The organism is Amycolatopsis sp. CB00013, from assembly GCF_001905755.1.
Taxonomy (GTDB): domain Bacteria; phylum Actinomycetota; class Actinomycetes; order Mycobacteriales; family Pseudonocardiaceae; genus Amycolatopsis; species Amycolatopsis japonica.
In genome coordinates this window covers 1,684,175-1,703,505 of sequence record NZ_LIWC01000001.1, presented here as the reverse complement: position 1 = coordinate 1,703,505, position 19,331 = coordinate 1,684,175, and the positions used below count along the sequence as shown (strand labels likewise).

Here is a 19,331-nt window from a genome sequence, read left to right as displayed (position 1 = left end):
CGAAAGCCACTTTCGAGACATCTGGCGTCGCGAAAGTGGCTTTCGCGACACGGGTGCCGGCGGCGAAGTGGCCGGCGCGGGTGAGTGACCGGAGCGAAGGCTCCCTTCACCGCATTAGACGCGGCGAAGGGAGCCTTCACCCCATCATCGACCCGTCCGCGACCACGACACGTTTGCCTTGCCTCTCACTAACCGTCATTGCCACTCACGACCCCGCCAGGGTGCACCTCAGTCGAACATGGCCTTCCGGCCCTTCCGCAGGTGGTCGAAGTTCTCGAGGTCGGGCACGCGCCAGCCGTCCAGGTCGTACTCGTCGAGGCACTGGTCCACGAACGCCTTGTAGTCGTCGATCTGCCCACCGGCGATCTGTCCGTTCAACAGTTCGAGGCGGGTGTTCTCGTGATTGCCGGCGTAGTTGCGCTCGTACAGTTCGTGCCTGCCGCCGAATTCGGTGCCGACCGCGTCCCAGAGGAGTTTCATCAGCTTGACCCGTTCGACCGAGTCGATGCCGTTCGACCCGCGGACGTATTTGTCCAGATACGGCCGCAGCTCGGGGTTGTGGAAATCGTCGGCGCTGGAATTCACGTAGATCAGCCCACTGGCGATGTCCTGCAGCGCGATCTCCCGGATCCTCGGGTAGCCGATCTGCATGAACCACCGGTAGGCCATCCCGTACTGCGGATTGGGCAGCAGTGCGCCGTTCTTCCATTTCACCGGGTTGCGTGCCGCGGCGTCGGACAACGCCCAGAAGAGGTTGCGCCAGCCGACCACCTCACCGAGCCGTGCCTGCACGCCCCGGAAGTCACCGCTGCCGGTCATCTCGACCGCCTTGGCCAGCAGACCGATCAGGAACTCCAGCTTCACCGCGAGCCGGGTGGCGCCGTGGAAGGTGAAGCGCTCGGTGAACCCGGACTGGCCGGCGAACATCTGGACCTTTCCGAGGTCACCGTAGATGAACACGTTCTCCCAGGGGATGAACACCTTGTCCAGGATGAGGATGGTGTCGTTCTCGTCGAGCCGGGAGGAGAGCGGATAGTCGAACGGGCTGCCCATGACCGCAGCCGTCGCCGCATAGGACGGACGGCAGATCAGCTTCATTCCCGGCGCGTCCATCGGCACGGTCGCCACGAGGGCGAATTCCTTCTTCCGCACCGGCAGTCCGTAGTGGGCGATGAAGTTGTAGTGCGTCAACGCGGAAGCGGTCGCGACGACCTTGGCGCCGCTGACGATGAGCCCCCCGTCGGTCTCCTTCTCCACATGGATGAAGACGTCGGCCACCTCGTCCGGTGGGCGGGAACGATCCACCGGAGGGTGCACGATCGCGTGGTTCCAGTACAGCACCTTCTCCTGGGATTCCTTGTACCAGCGCCGGGCGTTGTCCGCGAACGGACCGTAGTACTCGGCGTTCGCCCCGAGCGTGCCGAGGAACGCGGCCTTGTAGTCGGGGCTGCGGCCCATCCAGCCGTAGCTCAGGCGAGCCCACGCCGCGATGGCGCGCTGATCGGCGACCAGATCCTCGACGGTGTGCGGCGTGGTGAAGAACCGGTGGGTGTAGCCGTCGCTTCCGGTGTCGGTCGGCGCCGTGAGCACGCCTTGCTGCTCCGGATCGTGCAGCGAGTCGTAGAGACGCGCCGTCATCCGGATGGGATTCAGGAACGCCGGATGGGTGGTGACGTCCTTGACCCGCTCGCCGTAGATATGGATTTCCCTGCCGTCACGGAGACTTTCGATGTATTCGTCGCCGGTGAAGGGGCGCGTCCGCCGGGGAACGGCGTGGGGATCGGGCTCGTGAAGCGCGGTCATCGATGGCCTTCCCGCATGGTTGTCGGAGCTGGGCGAGCGTCAGACTTCCGCGCGGCCGCAGTGCCAGGGCTTGGCGTTCTTCGAGGCCGCCACCGCCGATCCTCCGGCCGCCGCTCCGCCGAGCACGGCGGGCGAGACGGCGTCAGCCGCGTCGGCATCCGAAGGCGCCGTGAAAGAGTGTTGCGTCCCTTGGGCGAAGAAGACGTTCGGGGCGAGGCTCTCGCGCGGCATGCCCGTGTTCAGCGCGATGAGGTCGCCGAGCGACTTCCGGTAGTCGATACCGTAGGCGCGCTTGACATGGTCCAGCAGGGAATAGTTGGCGTAGAAGAACCGGTCGCCGTCGCGCAGTGCCGCGTACTGCTTGCGCCAGATGGCCAGCTGCAATTCGCCGAACTGCGAGCCGGGCAGATGCCGTTCCGCGACCATGCCGACGAAGGCGTCCACTTTGTCCACGTTGCCGTAGATCGCCTTGAGCCGGGCCGCCAGCGTGCTGCGCCGCACACCCTTGGTGGCGTTGTCCGCTTCGACGGTCGTGCGCTTGCCGTGGATGTCGTACAGGGCCGTGTATTCGAGGCTGCGCGGGTCGTTGATCTCGTCGCCGGGGGTGAGGCCGGTGGACCTGAACTCCTCGGTGTGCTCACCGGTGATCGACCGGAACGACTTCTTCACGGGCAGGCCGTACGCCACGCGGAGCTGGTTGTAGGTCGGGATGCCGTGGTCGCGGCCACGCTGGATGTCGACCGCGGCGAGGTCGTTCACGCCGTGGACGCCCGGTTCGAGTTCGAAGACGAAGCTGCGCAGCATGTCGCCGATCAGTTCGTCGTTCTTGACGTGGGGCTTCAAGCCGATTCCGTGCAGCAGCGGTCCGAGCTGGACCTTCTCGACGAGATCAGGGTTGAACATCGTCTTCTCGGCCAGCGGAAGGACCATGTGGGCCTTGCCGTGTGCGACGTTCACCGTGAGCCCCAGCGCGCGCAGCTCCTCGATGGTGGCCTTGCTGTAGCGGCCGGCGTCGGTTTCGATGTGGATGTCGTTGCGGATCAGGCTGTGCGCCCGGTAGCCGACCGTGGCGAACTCGTTGGAGATGCCGGTGTCGACGCCGGGGTTGTAGCCCGCGTAGCGAGGAAGCTTGACGCCCATCGAGGGCAGGAATTCGTTGTAGGTGATGTACTGCTGCTCCGCGATGACGACGGCCCTGGCGATCTGGAACCGGTCCTGCTCCGACATCGATTTCGGCAGGAGGGCCACGATCCGGTTGTGCTCGCGGGCGAACAGGGTCTGAACCGCGTTCAGCATCGGATTCTCGTTGGAACGCTGGTCTCCCGTGACCACGGGCGCGCCCGGGTCGGGCTGCGAACCCTGCACCATCGTCGGAGCGGTGTCGATGTTGCCGCGGCTGCGCTTCCGGGGAAGGTGGTTGCCCGGCATCAGCAGCCGCGCGCCTTCGTGTTCGGGATTCCCGTCGGCGGGCCCTTCACGCAACCAGTTCAAACGACTGGCGGACGTTCCGTACACGGCCGAGGCGTCGATGTACGAGCTGATCTGGTTGATCTGCTCACGGGGGTTGGTCTCACCGGTGCCGGCGGCGGGGATCGACCGTTCGAAGAAGAGGACACCCAGATTGTTGGGGTACTTGTCGATCGGGTCGTTGGCATCGACCGGGATATTGGCGGTTTCGCCCGGTTCCCCCGTCTGCCGCCTGCCGAGGCGCATGGCGAAGGTGTGGTCGAGGAACTGCCCCCACACGAAGGCCCAGGCGCTGACGTTCCGCTCCGAGTACAGATGCACTCCGGTGTCGTTGAAGACCCGGTTGCTCACGTACCGGGGGTTGGGCCCGAAGACCTGCTCGCCACGGCCGTCGGAATAGTTCGCCGGAGCCACCCGGGGGTAGACGGTTCCCGCCAGCCCCCAGTCCGGGTGGAGCTGGTTGTTCCCGACGCCGCTCAGGCTGCGCGCTTCCCACTTGCCGAGGACGACGTCACCGGCGTCCTCGGCGTTGGCGACACCGTCGAGCGGACGCATGCCCAACGTGAACGCCGCCGTCGCCCCCGCGGCGGTTCCCGTGACCAGAAAGCGCCTGCGCGAGATTGCACACATAGTTTCCTCCCAGGCCGATGAGGCCGGTGCCGTCGAGTACCCAACAGCCGGTCGGAGTCCTGAACTGGCGTCCGATCCGAACCGATCCGGTTCCCCAGTCTGGCACCGTTCCCAGACGTCACCCTCTCGTATCGTGCTCGCACGGCCGGAGGTGAGAATGCGTCTTCTGAGTGGTAATGATGGAGTTCACCCGCATTTCCCCGAAGAAGACGACACGGAAGAGGAGCTCGAATGGCTTTGACGGACGCGGTCCTGGAAACGCGGTTGCCGGCAAAGGATCTCGATCGGGCCCGACGTTGGTACGCGGAGAAGCTCGGTCTGGAACCCGTCGACGAACGACCCGGCGGGTTGCGTTATCGCTGTGGACCGACGGTTTTCTGCCTGTTCGCCTCTCGCGGCGCCTCCGACGGTTCGTTCACCCAGCTGGCGTTCGAGGTCGACGACATCGAGGCCGAAGTGGCGGAATTGCGCACCCGCGGAGTCGTCTTCGAAGAATATGACTTTCCGGGATTCCGCACGGTGAACGGGATCGTCGACATCGACAGCAACTATCCGAGCCGGGGCAGCGGCGAACGCGGGGCGTTCTTCCGTGATTGCGAGGGCAACATGATCTCGCTCGGCCAGCCCGTGGGGGCTCCGGAGCCGGACGAGGTGGGGCCCGAACTGCGCGGCACCAGCGTGTTGCTCGGCTCCGCCGATCCCGAACGGCTACGCGGGTTCTACGAGCGCGTGTTCGAGGTCGAGCCCGTCGAAGGCTGGCTTCGGCTGGGTAGTGTCGGCCTGCTCGTGGACGGCCGTGACGACGTCGCCGCCCGCACCGCCGAACCGGGCCGGGTGTTGCTCACCGTCGACACCGACGACGCGAAGACGATCGTGGAGCGGCTGCGGGCCGAGGGAGCGCCGGTGGTGAGCGATCTGGAGGAGCGTCCGGACGGGCACTTCAGCACTTTCGAAGACCCGGACGGAAACTACGTCCAGGTGATCCAGCTGAACGAGGCCTACTTCGCCCGTCTCGGTGACGCGCCGGCCTGATGTCGTGGCGAAGGCCTCTTTCCCCTGGCGACGGGGGAAAGAGGCCTTCTGCTTCACGCGGCGCGTCGCGTTCCGTCCCGCCGCTCGACAGGTGCGGCGTGGACCGCGGGCCCGGGCGCGGGCCGCCGGACGGCGTGCCGCAACACCTTCGCGACCATGCCGGGGCGCATCAACGCGGTCGGCGGGTCCATCAGGCCCGCGATGCGCAGGTAGGCATCGGTGACTTCCGGATTCTTGGTGGCGGCGTACTGCACACGTGCGATGAAGGAGTTCCCGACCCGTACCTTGGGCGTGCGTTTTCCTTCCACACCAGGGAAGTCGAGGTCGCCACCGGCGGAGATCTCCCACGGGACGTCCACGATGCGTGCGATGTCACGCAGATAGGCGGCGGGGTCGATGGCACCGCCATCGCGGTAGAGGTGATCCCGCAGCGTGATCGCCTCCAGCGCGGCCACGCTCATACCCTGCCCGTAGACGGGGTTGAAACTGCACACGGAGTCGCCGAGCAGCAGCAGTCCGGCGGGGAAGCGGGTCAGGCGTTCGTAGCGGCGCCGGACGCTGGCGGGGAACCGGAAGGTGACCGGATCGGTGAGTGCTTCGCCGTCGACGACGGCTTCGTAGATCTCCGGAATGGGGAGCGAGCGGGCGAACTCCAGGTATCCCTCCGGGTCGGTGGGCGGATGGTCGCCGAGCAGCCCGGTGAGGGACAGAATGCAGACGTCGCGGCCGACCTGGCCGAAGAAGGCCCCGCGCGGATGCGCGGGCGAGGCGACCGGGTTGATCGACTGCACTCCCTCGAACCATTCCGGGCGGGTGCGGAAGGTGCGTGAGGTGTAGGCGAGCCCGACCGACACCCGGTCCTCCTCCGGGCGCCGGTAGCCGAGCCGGTCCAGCCAGGCCGGTGTCCGCGAGCCACGTCCGGTGGCGTCGACGACCAGGTCCGCCGTCAGCTCCCGCTCGTCGGATCCGAGCGCCCGGTTCTGGACCTTCACGCCGGTGACGCGGTCTTTGCCCGGCGAGGTCAGCAATCCGACGATGTCGTGGCCCTCCATGAAGGTCACGGTGGGCAGCGCGGCCACTCGCGCACGGACGGATCCCTCCAGAAACGGCCGTGGCGCGGTGACCGAGGTCAGTCCGGTGCGCGCGGGCGCGAGTTTGCGGCCGTTGAAGTACCAGCGCATCTCGCCGAGGTCCCCGACCGGCACGCCCGCGGCCGACAGTTCCTCGGTGAGGCCGGGGAACAGCTCCTCGAGGACGAGCTGCCCGCGCCCGTGCAGACTGTGGGCGTGCTGAGTGTGCGGAGTGCCTCGCCTCGCTTCGTGCACACCGACCACGGTGTCCCGATCCACCACGAGAACTTCGCGGTATCTCTCGGCGAGCACACGAGCGGCCAGCACACCGGCGATACTGCCCCCGAGGACCACCGCCCGCTGTCCCGCGTAGTCACCCATCGGGCATCACTCCTCATCGCGCGGATGGATCGAATTTCGTCCGATCATGCGCCCCGCCGAGAGTGTCTGACTACTTCATGGTTGCCCTGCGAGACCCGGTGAGCATTACCAGCGCCGGTCACGCCGGGGCTGGTCCACCATGAACGAGTCGTTGTCGAAGTACGTGTCCGCGTCGTCTTCCGGCTCGGCGGCCTGCGGACGCTGGGGCACCGCCTCCTCGGCATCCAACTCCGCGTTCCGCCGAGCGAACCGGTCCACCAGCTCGTCGAGGGACTTCCCCTCGACGTCGGCCTTGGCGTCCCCGTCGTCGACCTCACGGACCGTTCGCAGCGCCTTCTCCGTCGCCGCCGCGAACGCCTCCCGGTACGCGGTGCCGGTCCCGGCCTCGCGCAGCGTCATCTTGCCCGCCCGTATCTCCTTGGCCATCTCGGCCAGCACCGGGTCCTGCCCCTTGGCCGCCGTCCGTAGCGCGAACTCTCGGACCTCGCCGAGCCTGCTCAGGTCCAGGTTCAGTGGTGGAATCCGGTGGCGTTCGTCCGACATCGTGGCCTCCTCAGATCTTTTCGCTGGGGTGGTCGTAGTCGTGGTACTTCCCCTTGCCGGGAAGCTCCTTGAGTGTCGTGTCCGGCACCGGATCCGACGAGGCGAACCGGATCGCCGTCTCCGCGGCCTGGATGTAGTTCATGACGGAGGTGACGATCGTTCCGATGATGCCGACGATGTCCCAGACCGCCATGACCCAGCCGCCACCGGCGATCATCGCCACCGCTTCGAAGGCGGCGTCGATCAGGCCGTTCACGGCGTCGTTGATGGCGACCTGTGTCTCGTAGGCGAGCTCCGTCACCAGCTTGTACTGCTCGTAGAGCTTGTCGAAGGCCTCGGACTCGGTTTCGATCGAGTCTTTCAGGTTGTCGAAGTATTCGTAGGCGGCATCGGCGGCCTTGCCCTCCCACACCTGTGTCAGCTTGGGCAGACCGAACATCTCGAAGTTGTCGGACATACCGTGGGCGGTCGCCTTGCAGAGCTCCCATTCGAGCGCGCACGTCGCCCAAGCCTGCCACTCGCCCATGAACCACTGGACGATCCAGTCGAGCGGGTCACCGTCGAACACCCCGAGCTTCTTGCACGCCCACGCGATGAACTCGCGGATGTTGGCCATCCAGCTGATGGTGTCGAAGAACTCGCGAGTCCACTTCTCTAGTCCCTCGGCCTTCGGCTGCAGCTCGTCCGGGTCCGTCTCGACGTCGAGGTTGCCCTTGGTGGGATACCACTCGAAGGTCGCGCTCGACCCATCGTCCGCGGGCGGGAGAAAGCTCTCGTAGGTCGCGCCCGGATAGGTCGAGTCGAGCTTCGCCGCGTCGTCCTTGTCCGTCTTCTCATACATCTGGGCGGCCGAGTCGATCTCGTCCGCCGCGTGCTCCGCGATATGGGTCAGGAGCTTCATGCGACCCTTCATCGCGTCGGTGTTCGCCGAGTGGTAGCCCGCGAGCATCGTGAGGACGCCCTCCTCATGGGCGCTCAGCGTGATGTCGTCGGAGATGTTCTTCTTCACGGCCTCGGCGTCCTCGCGGCAGCCCTCGAGGAACTTCGAGAAGTCGCGTAGCGCGTCGGCTTCGACTCTGAACGACATGTGGCCTCCTCCGTGTCGTCAGAAGGTGTGGTGCCGGGCCCTGCCGGTACCGGCGCCAGGTCGCGATCACTTGTCGTAGTAGAGGTCCCAGTCCCACCCGGAGAACTGGCACTCGTAGACGGACCACTTGCCCTTCTTCAGACCCCAGTTGCCCACCGTCTTGCACGATTTCAGCGTCCAGTAGTCGTCGTAGAACTTCATCCCGGCCGTCCCGACCTGCTGGGCCGGCTCCGCCGCGACGGGAGCGGCACCGGCCGAGGCCATGCCTAGAGGCAGTGCGGCGACGGCGATCCCGGCCGCGAGCGCCGCCTTGGTGACGAACTTCCCCATGATGTCCTCCCCTGTCGATCACGTCCGTACCTCGGACGCATGATCAGAGTGGAAGGTGTCGCCGGCTGCCACAACGCCTTTGCGCTCCAGGGAAAAGGGCAGCGTCACCTGCGCCGCGCGGGGGAGCGTCGTCGTTCAGCGCAGGGCTTTCTCGATCAGCGCGACGGTCGAGCGCGGGTCGTCGACTTGGAGGACGAGGCGGGTGTAGCGCTCGTCTGCGAGTTCGATCACGACGGCCTTCGACGGGTTCTTGACGTCCCAGAAGACCTTTTCGCCGTCGAGGTGGAACGTGCCCGCTGTGATCACGCCCGGTAGATGGGCGCCGGGCGCGCGAATTCCCTTGGGGTCGGCGGCGATGCCCGGGTCCGCGGTCGCGCCGCGGACGTTGGCCAGCGGGATGGTCAGGCTGCTCTTCAGGGCCCAGAGCTTGTCGAGACCTTCGATCACGACGACGAGGTCGTCGCCGTCGATGGAGACCAGTGCCATGTCTTTTTCCTTGTCAGTCAAGAGGATCGAGTCTTCGGGTCAGGGCGGCGCCCGCCCCGCCGGGGTCGCCGCGCAGGCGGAGGCCCAACGCGGTGGCCGTGAGGGCGGCGGCCAGGTCGATGGGGATGCCGAGTGCGTCGGCGATCGCCTGGTCCACGGTGGCCAGCGCCGTGGTCACCTCGGTGGCCACCTCCTCGTCGGCCGGTGCCCGTTCCGCCGCCGCGAGCAGCAGCAGACCGAGGTCGGCCGACGTGACGAGCCGCAGCGCGGTCGCGGCGTCCGTCGCCGCGGCGAGCGTTTCGGCCAGGGGGCGGACGTCGTCGGCGAGGTGACGGCGTAGGGCGGCGAGGTAGAGGCCGCGCTTGCTGCCGAACGTCTTGTACAAGCTGTTGCGGTGCACGCCGAGATGGTTGACCAGGTCGTCGATGGACACCCCGTCGTACGAGCGGCCACCGAACAACTCCACCGCGGCGCGCACCACTTCGTCTTCGTCGAACGCCCTTCGCCTGCCCATGTCACGACCTTAGACTTTTGAGGAACGATCAGTCAAGAACGATCGTTCCTCAAAAATCGAACGGAGGGTTCTGCTCCTTTCGGTTCGTTCACTGCCGGGAGGTCCCACCGCGAGCGCAGGGACTGCCATGCTTTCCGTGCTGCGGATGTCGCTCATGGGATCACCGGAACCAGGGGGAACGGCCGTGGGGGAGTCTTCGTCGCCCGGCGACGAGTTCTGGAAGACCCGGTCGCCGGATCGACGGCTGGCGCGCTGGGTCAGTTTCTACCTGGCCTTCCAACGGATCGCACCGGTGCCGGAGACGCGTACGGTGGCTGCGCTGAACTCGGTCGTGGTGGTCATCGATCTGGACACGCCGGTTCGGCATCAGGTCTCCGGCTCGCCGCTGGCGACGGTCTCCCCGGTCGTGGGACTGTCGAATACGCCGATGGCCTATACGAGGGTGGGCCGGGAGCGAGGGATCGTCATCGAGTTGACCCCCCTGGGCGCACGAGCCCTCTTCGGCCTGCCACTGCGGGAAATCAGCCGCACCATTGTGCGATTCGAAGATCTCCTGGGAACGCGAGCCTGCCTTCTTCGGGAGGAGCTACAGGAGGCGCGGGATTCGAATCACCGGTTCCGGATTCTCGACCGGCGGTTGTCGAGCTGGCTCCTGAATGAACCGGAAATGCCCAAGTCGCTCGACCGCAGCTGGCGCAGCCTGACGATATCGGGCGGTGCGGTCAAGGTCGACGACCTCGCGGAACGGGCCGGCCTGAGCCGGCAGTATCTGGCCACCCGCTTCCACCGGGAAGTCGGGCTACCGCCGAAAGTCGTCGGGCGGATCGCCCGATGTCACCGGGCGATCCGGCTTCTGACCGGCGCCTGCCCGCCCCCGCTGCCCAGGCTCGCCGCGCTCTGCGGATACACGGATCAGGCGCATCTCAACCGGGACTTCCGCCTGCTGATCGGTCGTACCCCGACAGCGTTACTGCGCCCCGGGAGCGCGACCGACCTCTATCTCGGCAGCCTCATCAGCCTGCGCCCGACACCGCCGACCGGCACGAACCTGGAATCGGGTTGCCCGATTCCCTAGCTGGGAATGTCCATCTGATCGACGGGGCCGTTGAGCCGGGAGTTGACATGGCGATCACGACGTGGGTTCAGGCGGCCGGAACCGTGTTGCTGGGGTTGGTCGGACTCTGGTTCGCCCACAACTATCGGCGACAGATCCGGCTCAAACTCGCTGAACGTCAGGTCGAGGCGTATACGCGGCTCTGGGCGCTGACCGCGTCCGCGGCCCCTTTCCGGGCTACTCCGTTGGAGCCCGCGGAGCTGAAGAAGCTCCACGACGACATGGGCAAGTGGTACTTCGACGACGGCGACGGCATCCTCACCTCGGCCGCGGCTCGCGACTTGTTCGTAGGCGTTCACGGCAATCTGGTCTGCCCGATCGGCGCGATGAAGCCGGCCGTGCTGGCCGCGCAACTCACCGCGTTGTCCCCGGCCGACGCCGAACGCCGTCGCGGTTGCGCGATCGTCCGCCAGGTATCCCTCTTGCGAACCCAGCTGAAGAAGGACTTGGCCATGCACCTCGGCGTCGACTACTACACCGATCTGCAGCCCGACGATCGCGCCTTTCTGGTCAGCTGTGGTTTGTCTCCCCGGCGTCGGCCGTGGCGACCACGGCGGCTGCGCCCCGCGGACCGGCCTCATGTCGACCCTTGCGTGTGCGGCGGCTGTCCGGCGGGGCCATCCTGAGTTCTGAATACGACCGACGTCTCCCGGCCCGCGGTGGGCCGGGAGACGTCGTGGATTCAGATCACCGTCGCGTCAGCAGTTTCCCCACTCGTGCGACGCGACGTTGTCCGCGATGGGCTGGCCGGAGCCGGAGCCGGTGTTCGCCCAGAAGGTGATCCGCTGCGTGCCGGGCGGCGGCGGGTTGATACTGGTGAGGTTGTTCCACGACGTGCCTCTGCCGATGCACACGTAGGCTCCCGTGTTGCTGGTGTTGTAGTGCAGCCACACGTCATCGTTGTTGCCGGCGTATCCGTTGTTCCAGATGTCGGAGCCCTTGTTCCGCATGCCACATTCGTCCCAGTTGTTGGACTTGCCGACCCACGTGCAGTGCTTGCCTCCTGCGAAGGGGTGCTCCCAGACGTGCAGAAGGCCGTCGGCGGCGGCCACCGCGCGCTCCTCGCCGGACTGAAGCCCGACAGATGAGTTCTCGGCCTGCGCCCACGGTGTCATCGCCACGCCGATGCCGATCACGGCCGCCGCGACGAAGATCGCCTTCCTCATGGTTCCTGCCTTTCCTGGTGAATTCATCGGGATTGACTTTCGACCACCGCACGGGCCAAGGGCAGTGCGGCACGTTCCAGGCGAAGGCGGTCCGCTATCTCCCGCCCGTACCGTTGTCCTTGCAGGGCCTCGTAGTGGGCGTCGAGGCCACGGGTTACGGAAGCGAAACCGGTGCTCTGGGCACACGTCGCCTCGGCGACCGCCGCCGAGATCTCCTCCGGCCCCCGGACGCGGAACGCCTCGTGGACCCGGGCGGGGTCGGCGAAGGAATAGCCTCGGTCGGCCATGCACCGGGCCCAGTCCGACAGGGCTGCTTGGAACCTCGGGTCCGCGGACACCAGTTGCCGTCGGGGCACGTGAAGCCCGTCGGTGACGGTCTTGGCCCGGAACCAGGTCTGGAGTTCGCCATAGAGCTTCTTCTCCAGTTGGGCGGTGCAACCGTGATCGCTTCGGGTTATCTCGACCCCGGCAGGCGATGTCGCGATCAAGCCCACCGGACGCTCACCATTGACCGCGGCGAGCGCCTTCGCCTTGTCCGCCGCCGACAGGCTGCCGAAGTAGCGCTTGTTCGGATCATTCTCCGCGCGTTGCCGCACCTCGTCGCGCACGTCGTTGCCGAATCCGTGTTCGCGCGCCCAGGACAGGTCGTCGACCACATAGGGGAACCGTCGGAGAAAGGAGGCCGGTTCTTCCTCGACCATGACGTAGGCGTATCCGCTGTCGGCCATGCATGCTTGCAGCAGAACCTGTTCAGCCCGGTGCAGGATGGACTTCTCCTGTGCTGTCAACGGCTGTACCGACACTGTCTCGTCAACTGTCGATGGTTCGCGGTCGACAGCGACGAAAAACGTCAACGCGCCCAGCAGGCTCGCGCTCCCGGCCAGCGCGAGCCGCTTGATTCTCGTCTTGGCAGACACTCTCGATCCTCCCTGTCCGCATACCACTGTCGACGGCCTATCGTGAAATAAACGCCAGAAGGCCCGGAACCAGATCGCAAAGGCCGGTCAAGAAATGCGACTATCCAAAAGGTGATAGGTTGAAGTGACCGAACACGGTTCCTTCCCTTCGAGAGGTCGCCGCCCAGGTTTCCGGAAGCGGTTTCCCGGCGCTGAACCCTGCGGCTGGACGTCGGGAATGTGTGCTCGACTTTAGTGACGTACAGAGCCCCTGGCTTGGAAAAATGTAAGGCCGCCGAACAGGGCGGCATGTCAGGCCGGAGCCGCGGATCCAGCGGCACCGTGGCTTGTCCTGGTGAGTCGGCCCGGCTGCCGGGGAGCGACGACAGTCGTCGTCGGCGGATCCGGTGGCTTCCTCGAGCCGTACCGGTCCCGGCCGATCGCGGGCCGCAGGATCGTGATGGTGTCGCCGAAGATCACGGCATATCCCCGCGGTGGAGCCGATACCGATCGACCGCCCGTGTCCAGGCCGGCGGTATCGTCGCGGCTGGGCTGGCGAACGCCACGGATTCCCCGTCCACGGTCATCGAGGTCAGGCCTGGTTGGACGTTGAGCAGGTAGCGCACTCGAACGCGGAGCGGCGTGATTTTTCCGGCCGTTCTTCGGCAGTCAAGTGTCCCCTTAAAGTGACCCGCCCGGGTGGCGTCTGCCCGACAGGGAAGCCGATGGTGCCCATTGTGACGCCCCGGCAGATCGGCGAACCCCGAACAGTGTGACGGTATCGTGCTGTTCTGCGGGAACGTGCGTGAAGTTCGATCTCCGGCAATTCACGTTGGCGAGGTGTCGCATTCATGAATGAGCGCGAAGTCGACAGGCAACGACTCGGCTCGTCCGGTCCGGCCCGCGACCGGAGTACTCGTTCCCGGGCCACGGAAGACAAGCACCCGCCCGGTGTGCTTCCGGGCGTGGCGAACGTGGCGAACCTGCAACGCCTCGCCGGGAACAAAGCCGTCACCGCCTATCTCGGGGCGAAGAAGCCCGGGCTCCCCGTCCAGCGCGACGTCAACAAGCGAGGTACGTTCGCCGGCTGGGGCGGGACGAACGACAGCAGCGTGATGGTCAACGCCAACGCGTCCGTCGACGTCGCCGACGGGAACCGCTCGGTCAGTCATCCGGCCTGGTTCCTCAGCAACGCCACGGAGACGGTCGAAGTCGATCCCGGAGCGACGGGAACCGTGCTGCTCCGGCTGCCGTGGTATTGGCACCACCACGGCATCGTCCAGGAACCCGGCCGGCTCTACGGCACGAACGAACGGCACATCCACGCCGGTGGTGGTCCCATAGACTATTGGGTTTCGGCGCCCTTCACGGTGACACCGGAAGGCCGAGTGGCCTTCGCCAACACCACTCCCGGCGGCACGATCGGTGCCGTCGGGTACCTCGAAGGGGTTCCGACCATCACGTCACGAGACGGCGAGAATTCCGGCACTCTGACGGTCAGCGTCGTCTTCCGGGCACTCCAGTCCACCACCACGACGGACACCGGAACGAGGACGACGACCACCACGCTCACCGGATCGGGGACCGGGGCCGCCACCCCGGGCGGAGTGGGGGGATCGGTGACCACGGGCGGCAGCTATGCGGTGAGCGAGGCCAATTCGCACGCGGTCGGAATGACGGTGAGCGGTACCACGTCGGTCACGTGCAGCTTCGCGGTCAACCTCCGGGTGCGGATCCCGCCGAAGATCACGAAGATGAAGACCATCTTCTATTCCGCCGAGGGCAGGTTCAGGTCCGGAAACGACGGCATTCTGGGGGTGAACGAGTGGTGGGCGTCCCTTCCGGCGCCGGTGCGTGAATTGATCGTTTCCGGGCGGAAACCGGTGCGGATCACTGGCCGGGCGAGCCGGACCGGTAGCCCGGAGCGGAACGAGCGGGTGATCGCCGGCCGCATCGACGACGTCACCAGGCGCCTGCACAACGTCGCGGGCCGGATGGAAGTCGTGCCCGACAGCGAGTTCACCGTGCCCAACGAGCGGTCGGTCGTGATCAGGGTCGAGTACACGGCCGCCGAGGCGCGGGCCGGGGGAGCGGGATCCCCGTGATCCTCGCCGTCTGAAGCGTCCGCGGTCCCGCACCTGCACGCCACGTTCCGTGACGGGCACTTGGAGACGACTCCGAGGGCCACCGTCATTTCATCGCCATTGAACGACTGAAGCCCCGCCCCTCAGAGGAGGAGCAGGGCTTCTGAACGCGACGGCGACCTGTCGGCCGCCTGCAGCCGGTTGCTCCACGACCCAGATCCGGAGATCCGGACCGCGGCCGCACAAAGGGCACCGTTCCGTCGATCGTCGGCCCGGAATTCCAGCCGACGTTCGCTCACTTCGTCACCCGTTACTGGTCCAACTGCTGCTCCCTCGACGAAGGGCAACTGCTGCGCGACATCGAGCGACTTCACGGGATTCCCGCCGCGCTGATCCACGGGCGCTACGCTGCCAGCAGCCCACTCGGGATCGCTTGGTCATTGCACCGGGCTTGGCCCGGACCGGGTCCAGTAGTCGCTACGGGTAGGCATCCGATGCAGGCCGCCGCGCGGAAAGGAATTGTGCATGACGAGCCGGTTCGAATGGGCGACCATGGACAGCGTGGATCCGCGGCGGCTGGCGGATTTCTGGTGTGGCGTCTTGGGCTACGTCGTTTATGAGGACAAGAACGGCGCCGTGGTCGAGATCGGACCCGATCCGGAGTCGCCGGACGAACAGCGATTGGCCGCGTTGCGTGGCGGGCCCGCCGTGCCGAATATGGTCTTCGTCCGTGTTCCCGAGACCAAGACCATCGCCAAGAACCGGGTGCACTTCGAAATCTGTCCGATCGACTGCGACCAGCAGACCGAACTGGAGCGGTTGCTCGCGCTCGGCGCGTCCAAGACGGATGTGGGACAGGGAGACGGTCGGTCCTGGGTGGTTCTGGCCGACCCGGAGGGAAATGAGTTCTGCCTGACACGCAGCCTCGCGCCGGGGGAGTTCGCCCTGTAGCCCGGAATTGCCTTTCGGCTGGGCAGTATCCTGCATCCACAGCGAGCCGTGCTGCACGGACTGGGCCCAGGTGCGGAACGGTGCAAGTTCGCTGTGGGTGTCGAGGATGACGTCCGCGTGTTGTGGGACGTCGGTGCGGTCGACAGCGTGGTGCCGCGGCGGAGTTGTAGCGGCGAGCCGGGGGAAGGATGCGGGGTCATCGTTCGAGTACCAGCTTTCCGGCAGTACGTCCCGCACGGCTTTCCTCGATGCCTTGTCGCAGACCCGCGAGCGTCAACGGAAAGGTGCGCGCCACATGGGGTGTGACGTGACCGTTGTCGACGAGTGCGGTCACGCGCCGCAGCAGCGAGCGGGAGGCTTTGAGGAACACGGGGATGTACTTGATACCCCGCTTCCCTGCGCCTTGGATGCGGCGGACGGTGATCGTGGTGAGCAGGCGGACGATGGCGGCCGGGGTGACGACTCCGTCTTCGTCGCGGGAGATCGTCACGAACCGGCCGCCCTGCCGTAGTACGTGGCGGGCCTGAAGCCACTGGTTTCGGCCACCGACGGTGTCGATGACCACCTCGAAGGAGTCCGCTCCGTACTGCGCCGTCAGGTCGGTCTCGTTCCGGTCGACCACTTCGTCAGCGCCCAGCTTCAGGACGAAGTCGCGGTTGCGCGCGCTGGACACCCCGACGACGAACGCCCCGGCGGCGCGTGCCATCTGGACGGCGAAGTGTCCTACTCCGCCGGATGCGCCGATGATCGCGATCCGTGTGCCTGGGGAGATATCGCCTCGGTCGAGACAGGTCAGGGCCGTCTGTGCGGCCAAGGGAATCGCCGCGGCTTCGGCGAAACCCAGTCCGGCGGGGGCGTGGGCGACGAGGTCTTCGGGCACGTTGACGTATTCCGTCCCGCCGCCGCCGTGGATCTCGTTGTCGGCGTACACCCGGTCGTCCACGGAGAACGTCGTGACTTCGCTGCCGACGGCCGTGACGACGCCCGCGAGGTCGAACATCGGGGTGAACGGGAAGCGGCGCCGGGTGATCAGGCGCCGGTTGCCCTCGATCATGTGCCAGTCGATCGGGTTGATCGACGACGCCCGCACCTGCACCTGTACCTCGTGCGCGGAGGGAGGGACGACCGGTAGGTCCTTGATCAGAGCGAGAACGTCACGTGCGCCTCCATAGCGGGTCTGCACGATCGCCTGCTGCGTCTGGGGCACTGGTCACGAACGGGTCCTTCCGGCAGCTGTTGGCCTAACAGGTCATTACTGTACTCCTAGTCTAGTAGTGATGAGTGTGATCGGTAGCGGGTACGATGGCTGGATGGTCAAGTTCTCGGGTGATGGGGCGGATCCGCGCGTCACGCGAACGCGGCGTGATGTGGTCAGGGAAAGCGCGACGGCGCTGCTGGAAGACGGATGGGCGGCGATGACGCACGCCGAGGTCGCCAAGCGCTCGGGATACTCGAAGGCCACCATCTACGCGCACTGGCCGACACCTTTCGACCTGGCCCGCGACGCGATCGAGCAGATCTGCGAGGACACGACCCACCCGCCCGCCGGCGGCGACCTCCGCACGGATCTCCACGTCGCCTTGACGAGGCTGGCGGAGACGCTGGCGGACGGCCGGTACGACCAGCTGATGGCCGGTGTCATCACCCGTGCCGGCGAGAACGACGACGCCCGTGATCTCCGCGACCGGCTTTACGAGAACGCGACGAGGGGGATTCGTGGCATCCTCGCGGAACACCTTGCCCCGGATGACGTCGCGCCGAGTCTGTCGCTGCTGGTCGGCGCCGTCCTCGTCCGCGCGACTTATGAAGGTGTACCGGTGACGTCCGGCTTCCTCGACGACATCATCCAACGCGTCCTGGGAGCACGCCGCTGATCGGTCGACCGCTCCGCGGTGGAGTCGGTGACGCTCCGGGCCGCGCGGGCTAGCTGTCGGCGACGCGGGCGTAGGCCGCACGGACGGCGTCGACCGCTGCGTCCTCGCCGACGCCGAGATCGTGGGCGAACGCGGCGAAGCGGGTCGCCCCTGCTGTCAGCAACGCCTCGGGCCGTGTGCGCTTGGCCGGCTCGGTGACGACGGTTCCCTTCGCGCGCGCCGTCGTCACGAGGTCCATGGTCTCCAGTTCGCGGTAGACCCGCGCGACCGTGCCGGACGCCAGTCCGAGGTCCCGTGCGAGCTGGCGGATCGGCGGCAGCCGGGTGCCCGCGGCCAGAGTCCCGCCCGCGATCATGCGCTCGATCTGGTCGTAGATCTGCCGCCACGGCGCGAGTCCGCTGGTGGTGTCGATGGTGACGCGCAGGGCCGTCATCGTCAGCTCGCAGCCGCGGCGACGCTGCGATGCGGCCCCGCCACCACGCGCAGGGCGATGAGGCCGAGCACGAACACGCCGACGGCGGCCGCGCTCATCTCGGCGTCGAACAGTGCTCCGGGAACCGCGATCGCGAGTCCTGTCGCCACGCGGGCGCTGCGGGCGCGTAGCACGAGATCGACGACAGGATCGCCGGCGGCGGGCCGCCGGACCGCGAGTGCGACGATTCCGGCGGCGACGAGCCCGCATCCGGCGACGACGGCGACGGCCTGCCACCGTCCATTGGCGGCGTAGTACGTCAGTCCGGCACCTGTCGTGAGCCCGAGCAGCACGAGTGCCCACGCGGGGATGACGTCGCGGACCTTGCGGTGCGCCAGCATCGCGCGCCGCTGCGCGGTTTTCGGCGGCCGAAACGCGAACAGCTCGCCGAAGAGCCCGCCGAGCAACAGCGTCCACACAATCGTCCAGGGAGTGTCCTCGGCCAGCCCGGCCGCATCCCCCAGCACGGGCAACAGCACGAACAGGCACGGATACGCGATGCGGCGGCGTTTCAGGTAACGCACCGCCTCCGCGACGTCCTCATCGGACGGACGATCGATCCCCCATCGGGTCAGCAACCGCCGACCGTGCTTCTCGCCGGGCCACAGGACGACGAGAATCCCCAGCCCGAAAATCCCCATCACGATCGCGACGCCCAGCACGTTGTCCCACGCCATCGGACAACCCTCCCTCTTGTGTCACATGCACGGTACAACTTGTGTCAAGGGCATGGAACAAGGCGTGCCGCTCGCGCCGCCGTTCACGACCGATGTCTTGTCGGGGCGGCCGGATACGATGCGGCTCCTGCGGAACCAGGGAGGAAGAATGACAGGCAGCACGGACATCGACGCGCTGCTGCGCATCATGCCCAACGATCACGGCGCCGACGAGCGCGTCGACTGGGTAGCGGTCGAGGCGCACCTGGGTTCTTCATTGCCCAGCGACTACCAGGCCTTCATGGCTGCCTACGGCGGGGGAGTCGTCGACAATCTGGTCATCCTTCCGCCTCTGCCCACAGGGAACGGCTGGTCGGGATCGATCTCCGAGCACAGCAAGCAATTGCGCGATCTGTGGGACATCGACGGAGGCGTCCCTGGTGTTCCGTCGGGCGCGGACCGGGTACTGCCCTGGGGAACCGGATGCAACGGCGACGAGCTGGGGTGGCTGATGACCGACCCGGACCCTGACCTCTGGCCGGTGGTGGTCTGGCGCCGTCACGAATCACCGCCTTGGGCGCTGTTCGAGTGCGGCATGGCCGGATTCATCCGCGGGCTCATGACCGCCGATTTCGACGAATGCCCTCTCAGCGATCTGTCGCTGTGGGGACGAGTCGGCTCCTTCGTCCACCACCAAGAGCAACGACGGCGATTCCAAGCGGGCCTGGACCCCATGACCGGCGAACCCGATCCTTACGCCGACATGTTCGCCTGA

20 protein-coding genes are annotated in these 19,331 nt (G+C 66.7%); 7 read left to right on the top strand and 13 right to left on the bottom strand.

Going from position 1 to position 19,331, the window contains the following annotated elements; genetic code table 11:
* Positions 1-228: 228 nt before the first annotated feature.
* Positions 229-1,803, bottom strand: a complete 1,575-nt coding sequence (locus AMK34_RS07655) for a 4-hydroxyphenylacetate 3-hydroxylase family protein (protein WP_038512384.1) — start codon at positions 1,801-1,803, stop codon at positions 229-231.
* A gap of 39 nt (positions 1,804-1,842) precedes the next feature.
* Entirely contained in the window at positions 1,843-3,900 is a 2,058-nt protein-coding gene (locus AMK34_RS07650) for a peroxidase family protein (RefSeq protein ID WP_143202350.1), read from the bottom strand.
* A gap of 231 nt (positions 3,901-4,131) precedes the next feature.
* On the opposite strand from AMK34_RS07650, the gene AMK34_RS43390 reads away from it, so the two are divergent.
* Positions 4,132-4,932, top strand: a complete 801-nt coding sequence (locus tag AMK34_RS43390; protein ID WP_083649767.1) for a VOC family protein — start codon at positions 4,132-4,134, stop codon at positions 4,930-4,932.
* Positions 4,933-4,985: 53 nt separating this feature from the next.
* Here the strand turns inward: AMK34_RS43390 and AMK34_RS07635 are convergent, their stop codons facing one another.
* The 6 genes from AMK34_RS07635 to AMK34_RS07610 all read right to left on the bottom strand — a co-directional run bounded on the left by AMK34_RS07635 (position 4,986) and on the right by AMK34_RS07610 (position 9,343).
* Positions 4,986-6,383 (bottom strand): FAD-dependent oxidoreductase, encoded by a 1,398-nt coding sequence (locus AMK34_RS07635; protein ID WP_073843913.1) that lies wholly within the window; start codon positions 6,381-6,383, stop codon positions 4,986-4,988.
* A 105-nt stretch (positions 6,384-6,488) separates the two neighbouring features.
* A complete protein-coding gene (locus tag AMK34_RS07630) occupies positions 6,489-6,926 on the bottom strand; it encodes a hypothetical protein (protein ID WP_038512390.1) in 438 nt (145 codons plus the stop codon).
* 10 nt (positions 6,927-6,936) lie between these two features.
* On the bottom strand, positions 6,937-8,013 hold the full coding sequence (locus AMK34_RS07625; protein ID WP_073843912.1) for a hypothetical protein: 1,077 nt from the start codon (positions 8,011-8,013) through the stop codon (positions 6,937-6,939).
* Between the two features lie 66 nt (positions 8,014-8,079).
* Positions 8,080-8,343, bottom strand: coding sequence for a hypothetical protein (locus AMK34_RS07620; protein WP_038512396.1), 264 nt, complete (start codon positions 8,341-8,343; stop codon positions 8,080-8,082).
* Between the two features lie 135 nt (positions 8,344-8,478).
* Positions 8,479-8,829, bottom strand: coding sequence for a hypothetical protein (locus tag AMK34_RS07615; protein ID WP_038512399.1), 351 nt, complete (start codon positions 8,827-8,829; stop codon positions 8,479-8,481).
* A 13-nt stretch (positions 8,830-8,842) separates the two neighbouring features.
* The gene (locus AMK34_RS07610; RefSeq protein ID WP_073843910.1) at positions 8,843-9,343 is read right to left on the bottom strand and encodes a TetR/AcrR family transcriptional regulator; all 501 of its coding nucleotides are present in this window, start codon (positions 9,341-9,343) and stop codon (positions 8,843-8,845) included.
* Positions 9,344-9,470: 127 nt separating this feature from the next.
* On the opposite strand from AMK34_RS07610, the gene AMK34_RS07605 reads away from it, so the two are divergent.
* Together AMK34_RS07605 and AMK34_RS07600 are read left to right on the top strand one after the other, a co-directional pair.
* On the top strand, positions 9,471-10,418 hold the full coding sequence (locus tag AMK34_RS07605; protein ID WP_241832708.1) for an AraC family transcriptional regulator: 948 nt from the start codon (positions 9,471-9,473) through the stop codon (positions 10,416-10,418).
* Between the two features lie 47 nt (positions 10,419-10,465).
* On the top strand, positions 10,466-11,083 hold the full coding sequence (locus AMK34_RS07600; protein WP_038512408.1) for a hypothetical protein: 618 nt from the start codon (positions 10,466-10,468) through the stop codon (positions 11,081-11,083).
* A 72-nt stretch (positions 11,084-11,155) separates the two neighbouring features.
* On the opposite strand, the gene AMK34_RS07595 is transcribed toward AMK34_RS07600, so the two are convergent.
* Together AMK34_RS07595 and AMK34_RS07590 are read right to left on the bottom strand one after the other, a co-directional pair.
* Positions 11,156-11,623, bottom strand: coding sequence for a hypothetical protein (locus tag AMK34_RS07595; RefSeq protein ID WP_073843908.1), 468 nt, complete (start codon positions 11,621-11,623; stop codon positions 11,156-11,158).
* 23 nt (positions 11,624-11,646) lie between these two features.
* A complete protein-coding gene (locus AMK34_RS07590; RefSeq protein ID WP_073843906.1) occupies positions 11,647-12,540 on the bottom strand; it encodes a hypothetical protein in 894 nt (297 codons plus the stop codon).
* Between the two features lie 830 nt (positions 12,541-13,370).
* Between AMK34_RS07590 and AMK34_RS07585 the strand changes: the two genes are divergently transcribed.
* Positions 13,371-14,624, top strand: coding sequence for a hypothetical protein (locus AMK34_RS07585; RefSeq protein ID WP_143202349.1), 1,254 nt, complete (start codon positions 13,371-13,373; stop codon positions 14,622-14,624).
* Positions 14,625-15,128: 504 nt separating this feature from the next.
* Complete coding sequence (locus tag AMK34_RS07580; protein WP_073843902.1) at positions 15,129-15,554, top strand: VOC family protein; 426 nt, start codon at positions 15,129-15,131, stop codon at positions 15,552-15,554.
* A 196-nt stretch (positions 15,555-15,750) separates the two neighbouring features.
* Here AMK34_RS07580 and AMK34_RS07575 read toward each other — a convergent pair whose 3' ends face one another.
* A complete protein-coding gene (locus AMK34_RS07575; RefSeq protein ID WP_073843900.1) occupies positions 15,751-16,761 on the bottom strand; it encodes an NAD(P)-dependent alcohol dehydrogenase in 1,011 nt (336 codons plus the stop codon).
* A gap of 70 nt (positions 16,762-16,831) precedes the next feature.
* Between AMK34_RS07575 and AMK34_RS07570 the strand changes: the two genes are divergently transcribed.
* Positions 16,832-17,428, top strand: a complete 597-nt coding sequence (locus tag AMK34_RS07570; protein WP_198941642.1) for a TetR/AcrR family transcriptional regulator — start codon at positions 16,832-16,834, stop codon at positions 17,426-17,428.
* Between the two features lie 49 nt (positions 17,429-17,477).
* Here AMK34_RS07570 and AMK34_RS07565 read toward each other — a convergent pair whose 3' ends face one another.
* Positions 17,478-17,861, bottom strand: coding sequence for a GntR family transcriptional regulator (locus AMK34_RS07565; RefSeq protein ID WP_143202348.1), 384 nt, complete (start codon positions 17,859-17,861; stop codon positions 17,478-17,480).
* Between the two features lie 2 nt (positions 17,862-17,863).
* Positions 17,864-18,577 (bottom strand): hypothetical protein, encoded by a 714-nt coding sequence (locus tag AMK34_RS07560; RefSeq protein WP_073843896.1) that lies wholly within the window; start codon positions 18,575-18,577, stop codon positions 17,864-17,866.
* A gap of 52 nt (positions 18,578-18,629) precedes the next feature.
* On the opposite strand from AMK34_RS07560, the gene AMK34_RS07555 reads away from it, so the two are divergent.
* Positions 18,630-19,331 carry a hypothetical protein gene (locus AMK34_RS07555; RefSeq protein WP_198941641.1) on the top strand — a complete coding sequence of 234 codons (702 nt, stop codon included), beginning with the start codon at positions 18,630-18,632 and terminating at the stop codon, positions 19,329-19,331.

Excerpts from the sequence above, each read along its gene's own strand:
- AMK34_RS07585 (WP_143202349.1), top strand. The coding sequence starts at position 13,371 with ATGAATGAGCGCGAAGTCGACAGGCAACGACTCGGCTCGTCCGGTCCG.
- AMK34_RS07615 (WP_038512399.1), bottom strand. The coding sequence starts at position 8,829 with ATGGCACTGGTCTCCATCGACGGCGACGACCTCGTCGTCGTGATCGAA.
- AMK34_RS07610 (WP_073843910.1), bottom strand. The coding sequence starts at position 9,343 with ATGGGCAGGCGAAGGGCGTTCGACGAAGACGAAGTGGTGCGCGCCGCG.
- AMK34_RS07650 (WP_143202350.1), bottom strand. The coding sequence starts at position 3,900 with ATGTGTGCAATCTCGCGCAGGCGCTTTCTGGTCACGGGAACCGCCGCG.
- AMK34_RS07600 (WP_038512408.1), top strand. The coding sequence starts at position 10,466 with ATGGCGATCACGACGTGGGTTCAGGCGGCCGGAACCGTGTTGCTGGGG.
- AMK34_RS07580 (WP_073843902.1), top strand. The coding sequence starts at position 15,129 with ATGACGAGCCGGTTCGAATGGGCGACCATGGACAGCGTGGATCCGCGG.
- AMK34_RS07605 (WP_241832708.1), top strand. The coding sequence starts at position 9,471 with ATGCTTTCCGTGCTGCGGATGTCGCTCATGGGATCACCGGAACCAGGG.
- AMK34_RS07655 (WP_038512384.1), bottom strand. The coding sequence starts at position 1,803 with ATGACCGCGCTTCACGAGCCCGATCCCCACGCCGTTCCCCGGCGGACG.
- AMK34_RS07555 (WP_198941641.1), top strand. The coding sequence starts at position 18,630 with ATGGAACAAGGCGTGCCGCTCGCGCCGCCGTTCACGACCGATGTCTTG.
- AMK34_RS07595 (WP_073843908.1), bottom strand. The coding sequence starts at position 11,623 with ATGAGGAAGGCGATCTTCGTCGCGGCGGCCGTGATCGGCATCGGCGTG.
- AMK34_RS07560 (WP_073843896.1), bottom strand. The coding sequence starts at position 18,577 with ATGGCGTGGGACAACGTGCTGGGCGTCGCGATCGTGATGGGGATTTTC.
- AMK34_RS07620 (WP_038512396.1), bottom strand. The coding sequence starts at position 8,343 with ATGGGGAAGTTCGTCACCAAGGCGGCGCTCGCGGCCGGGATCGCCGTC.
- AMK34_RS07630 (WP_038512390.1), bottom strand. The coding sequence starts at position 6,926 with ATGTCGGACGAACGCCACCGGATTCCACCACTGAACCTGGACCTGAGC.
- AMK34_RS07625 (WP_073843912.1), bottom strand. The coding sequence starts at position 8,013 with ATGTCGTTCAGAGTCGAAGCCGACGCGCTACGCGACTTCTCGAAGTTC.
- AMK34_RS43390 (WP_083649767.1), top strand. The coding sequence starts at position 4,132 with ATGGCTTTGACGGACGCGGTCCTGGAAACGCGGTTGCCGGCAAAGGAT.
- AMK34_RS07570 (WP_198941642.1), top strand. The coding sequence starts at position 16,832 with ATGAGTGTGATCGGTAGCGGGTACGATGGCTGGATGGTCAAGTTCTCG.
- AMK34_RS07635 (WP_073843913.1), bottom strand. The coding sequence starts at position 6,383 with ATGGGTGACTACGCGGGACAGCGGGCGGTGGTCCTCGGGGGCAGTATC.
- AMK34_RS07565 (WP_143202348.1), bottom strand. The coding sequence starts at position 17,861 with ATGACGGCCCTGCGCGTCACCATCGACACCACCAGCGGACTCGCGCCG.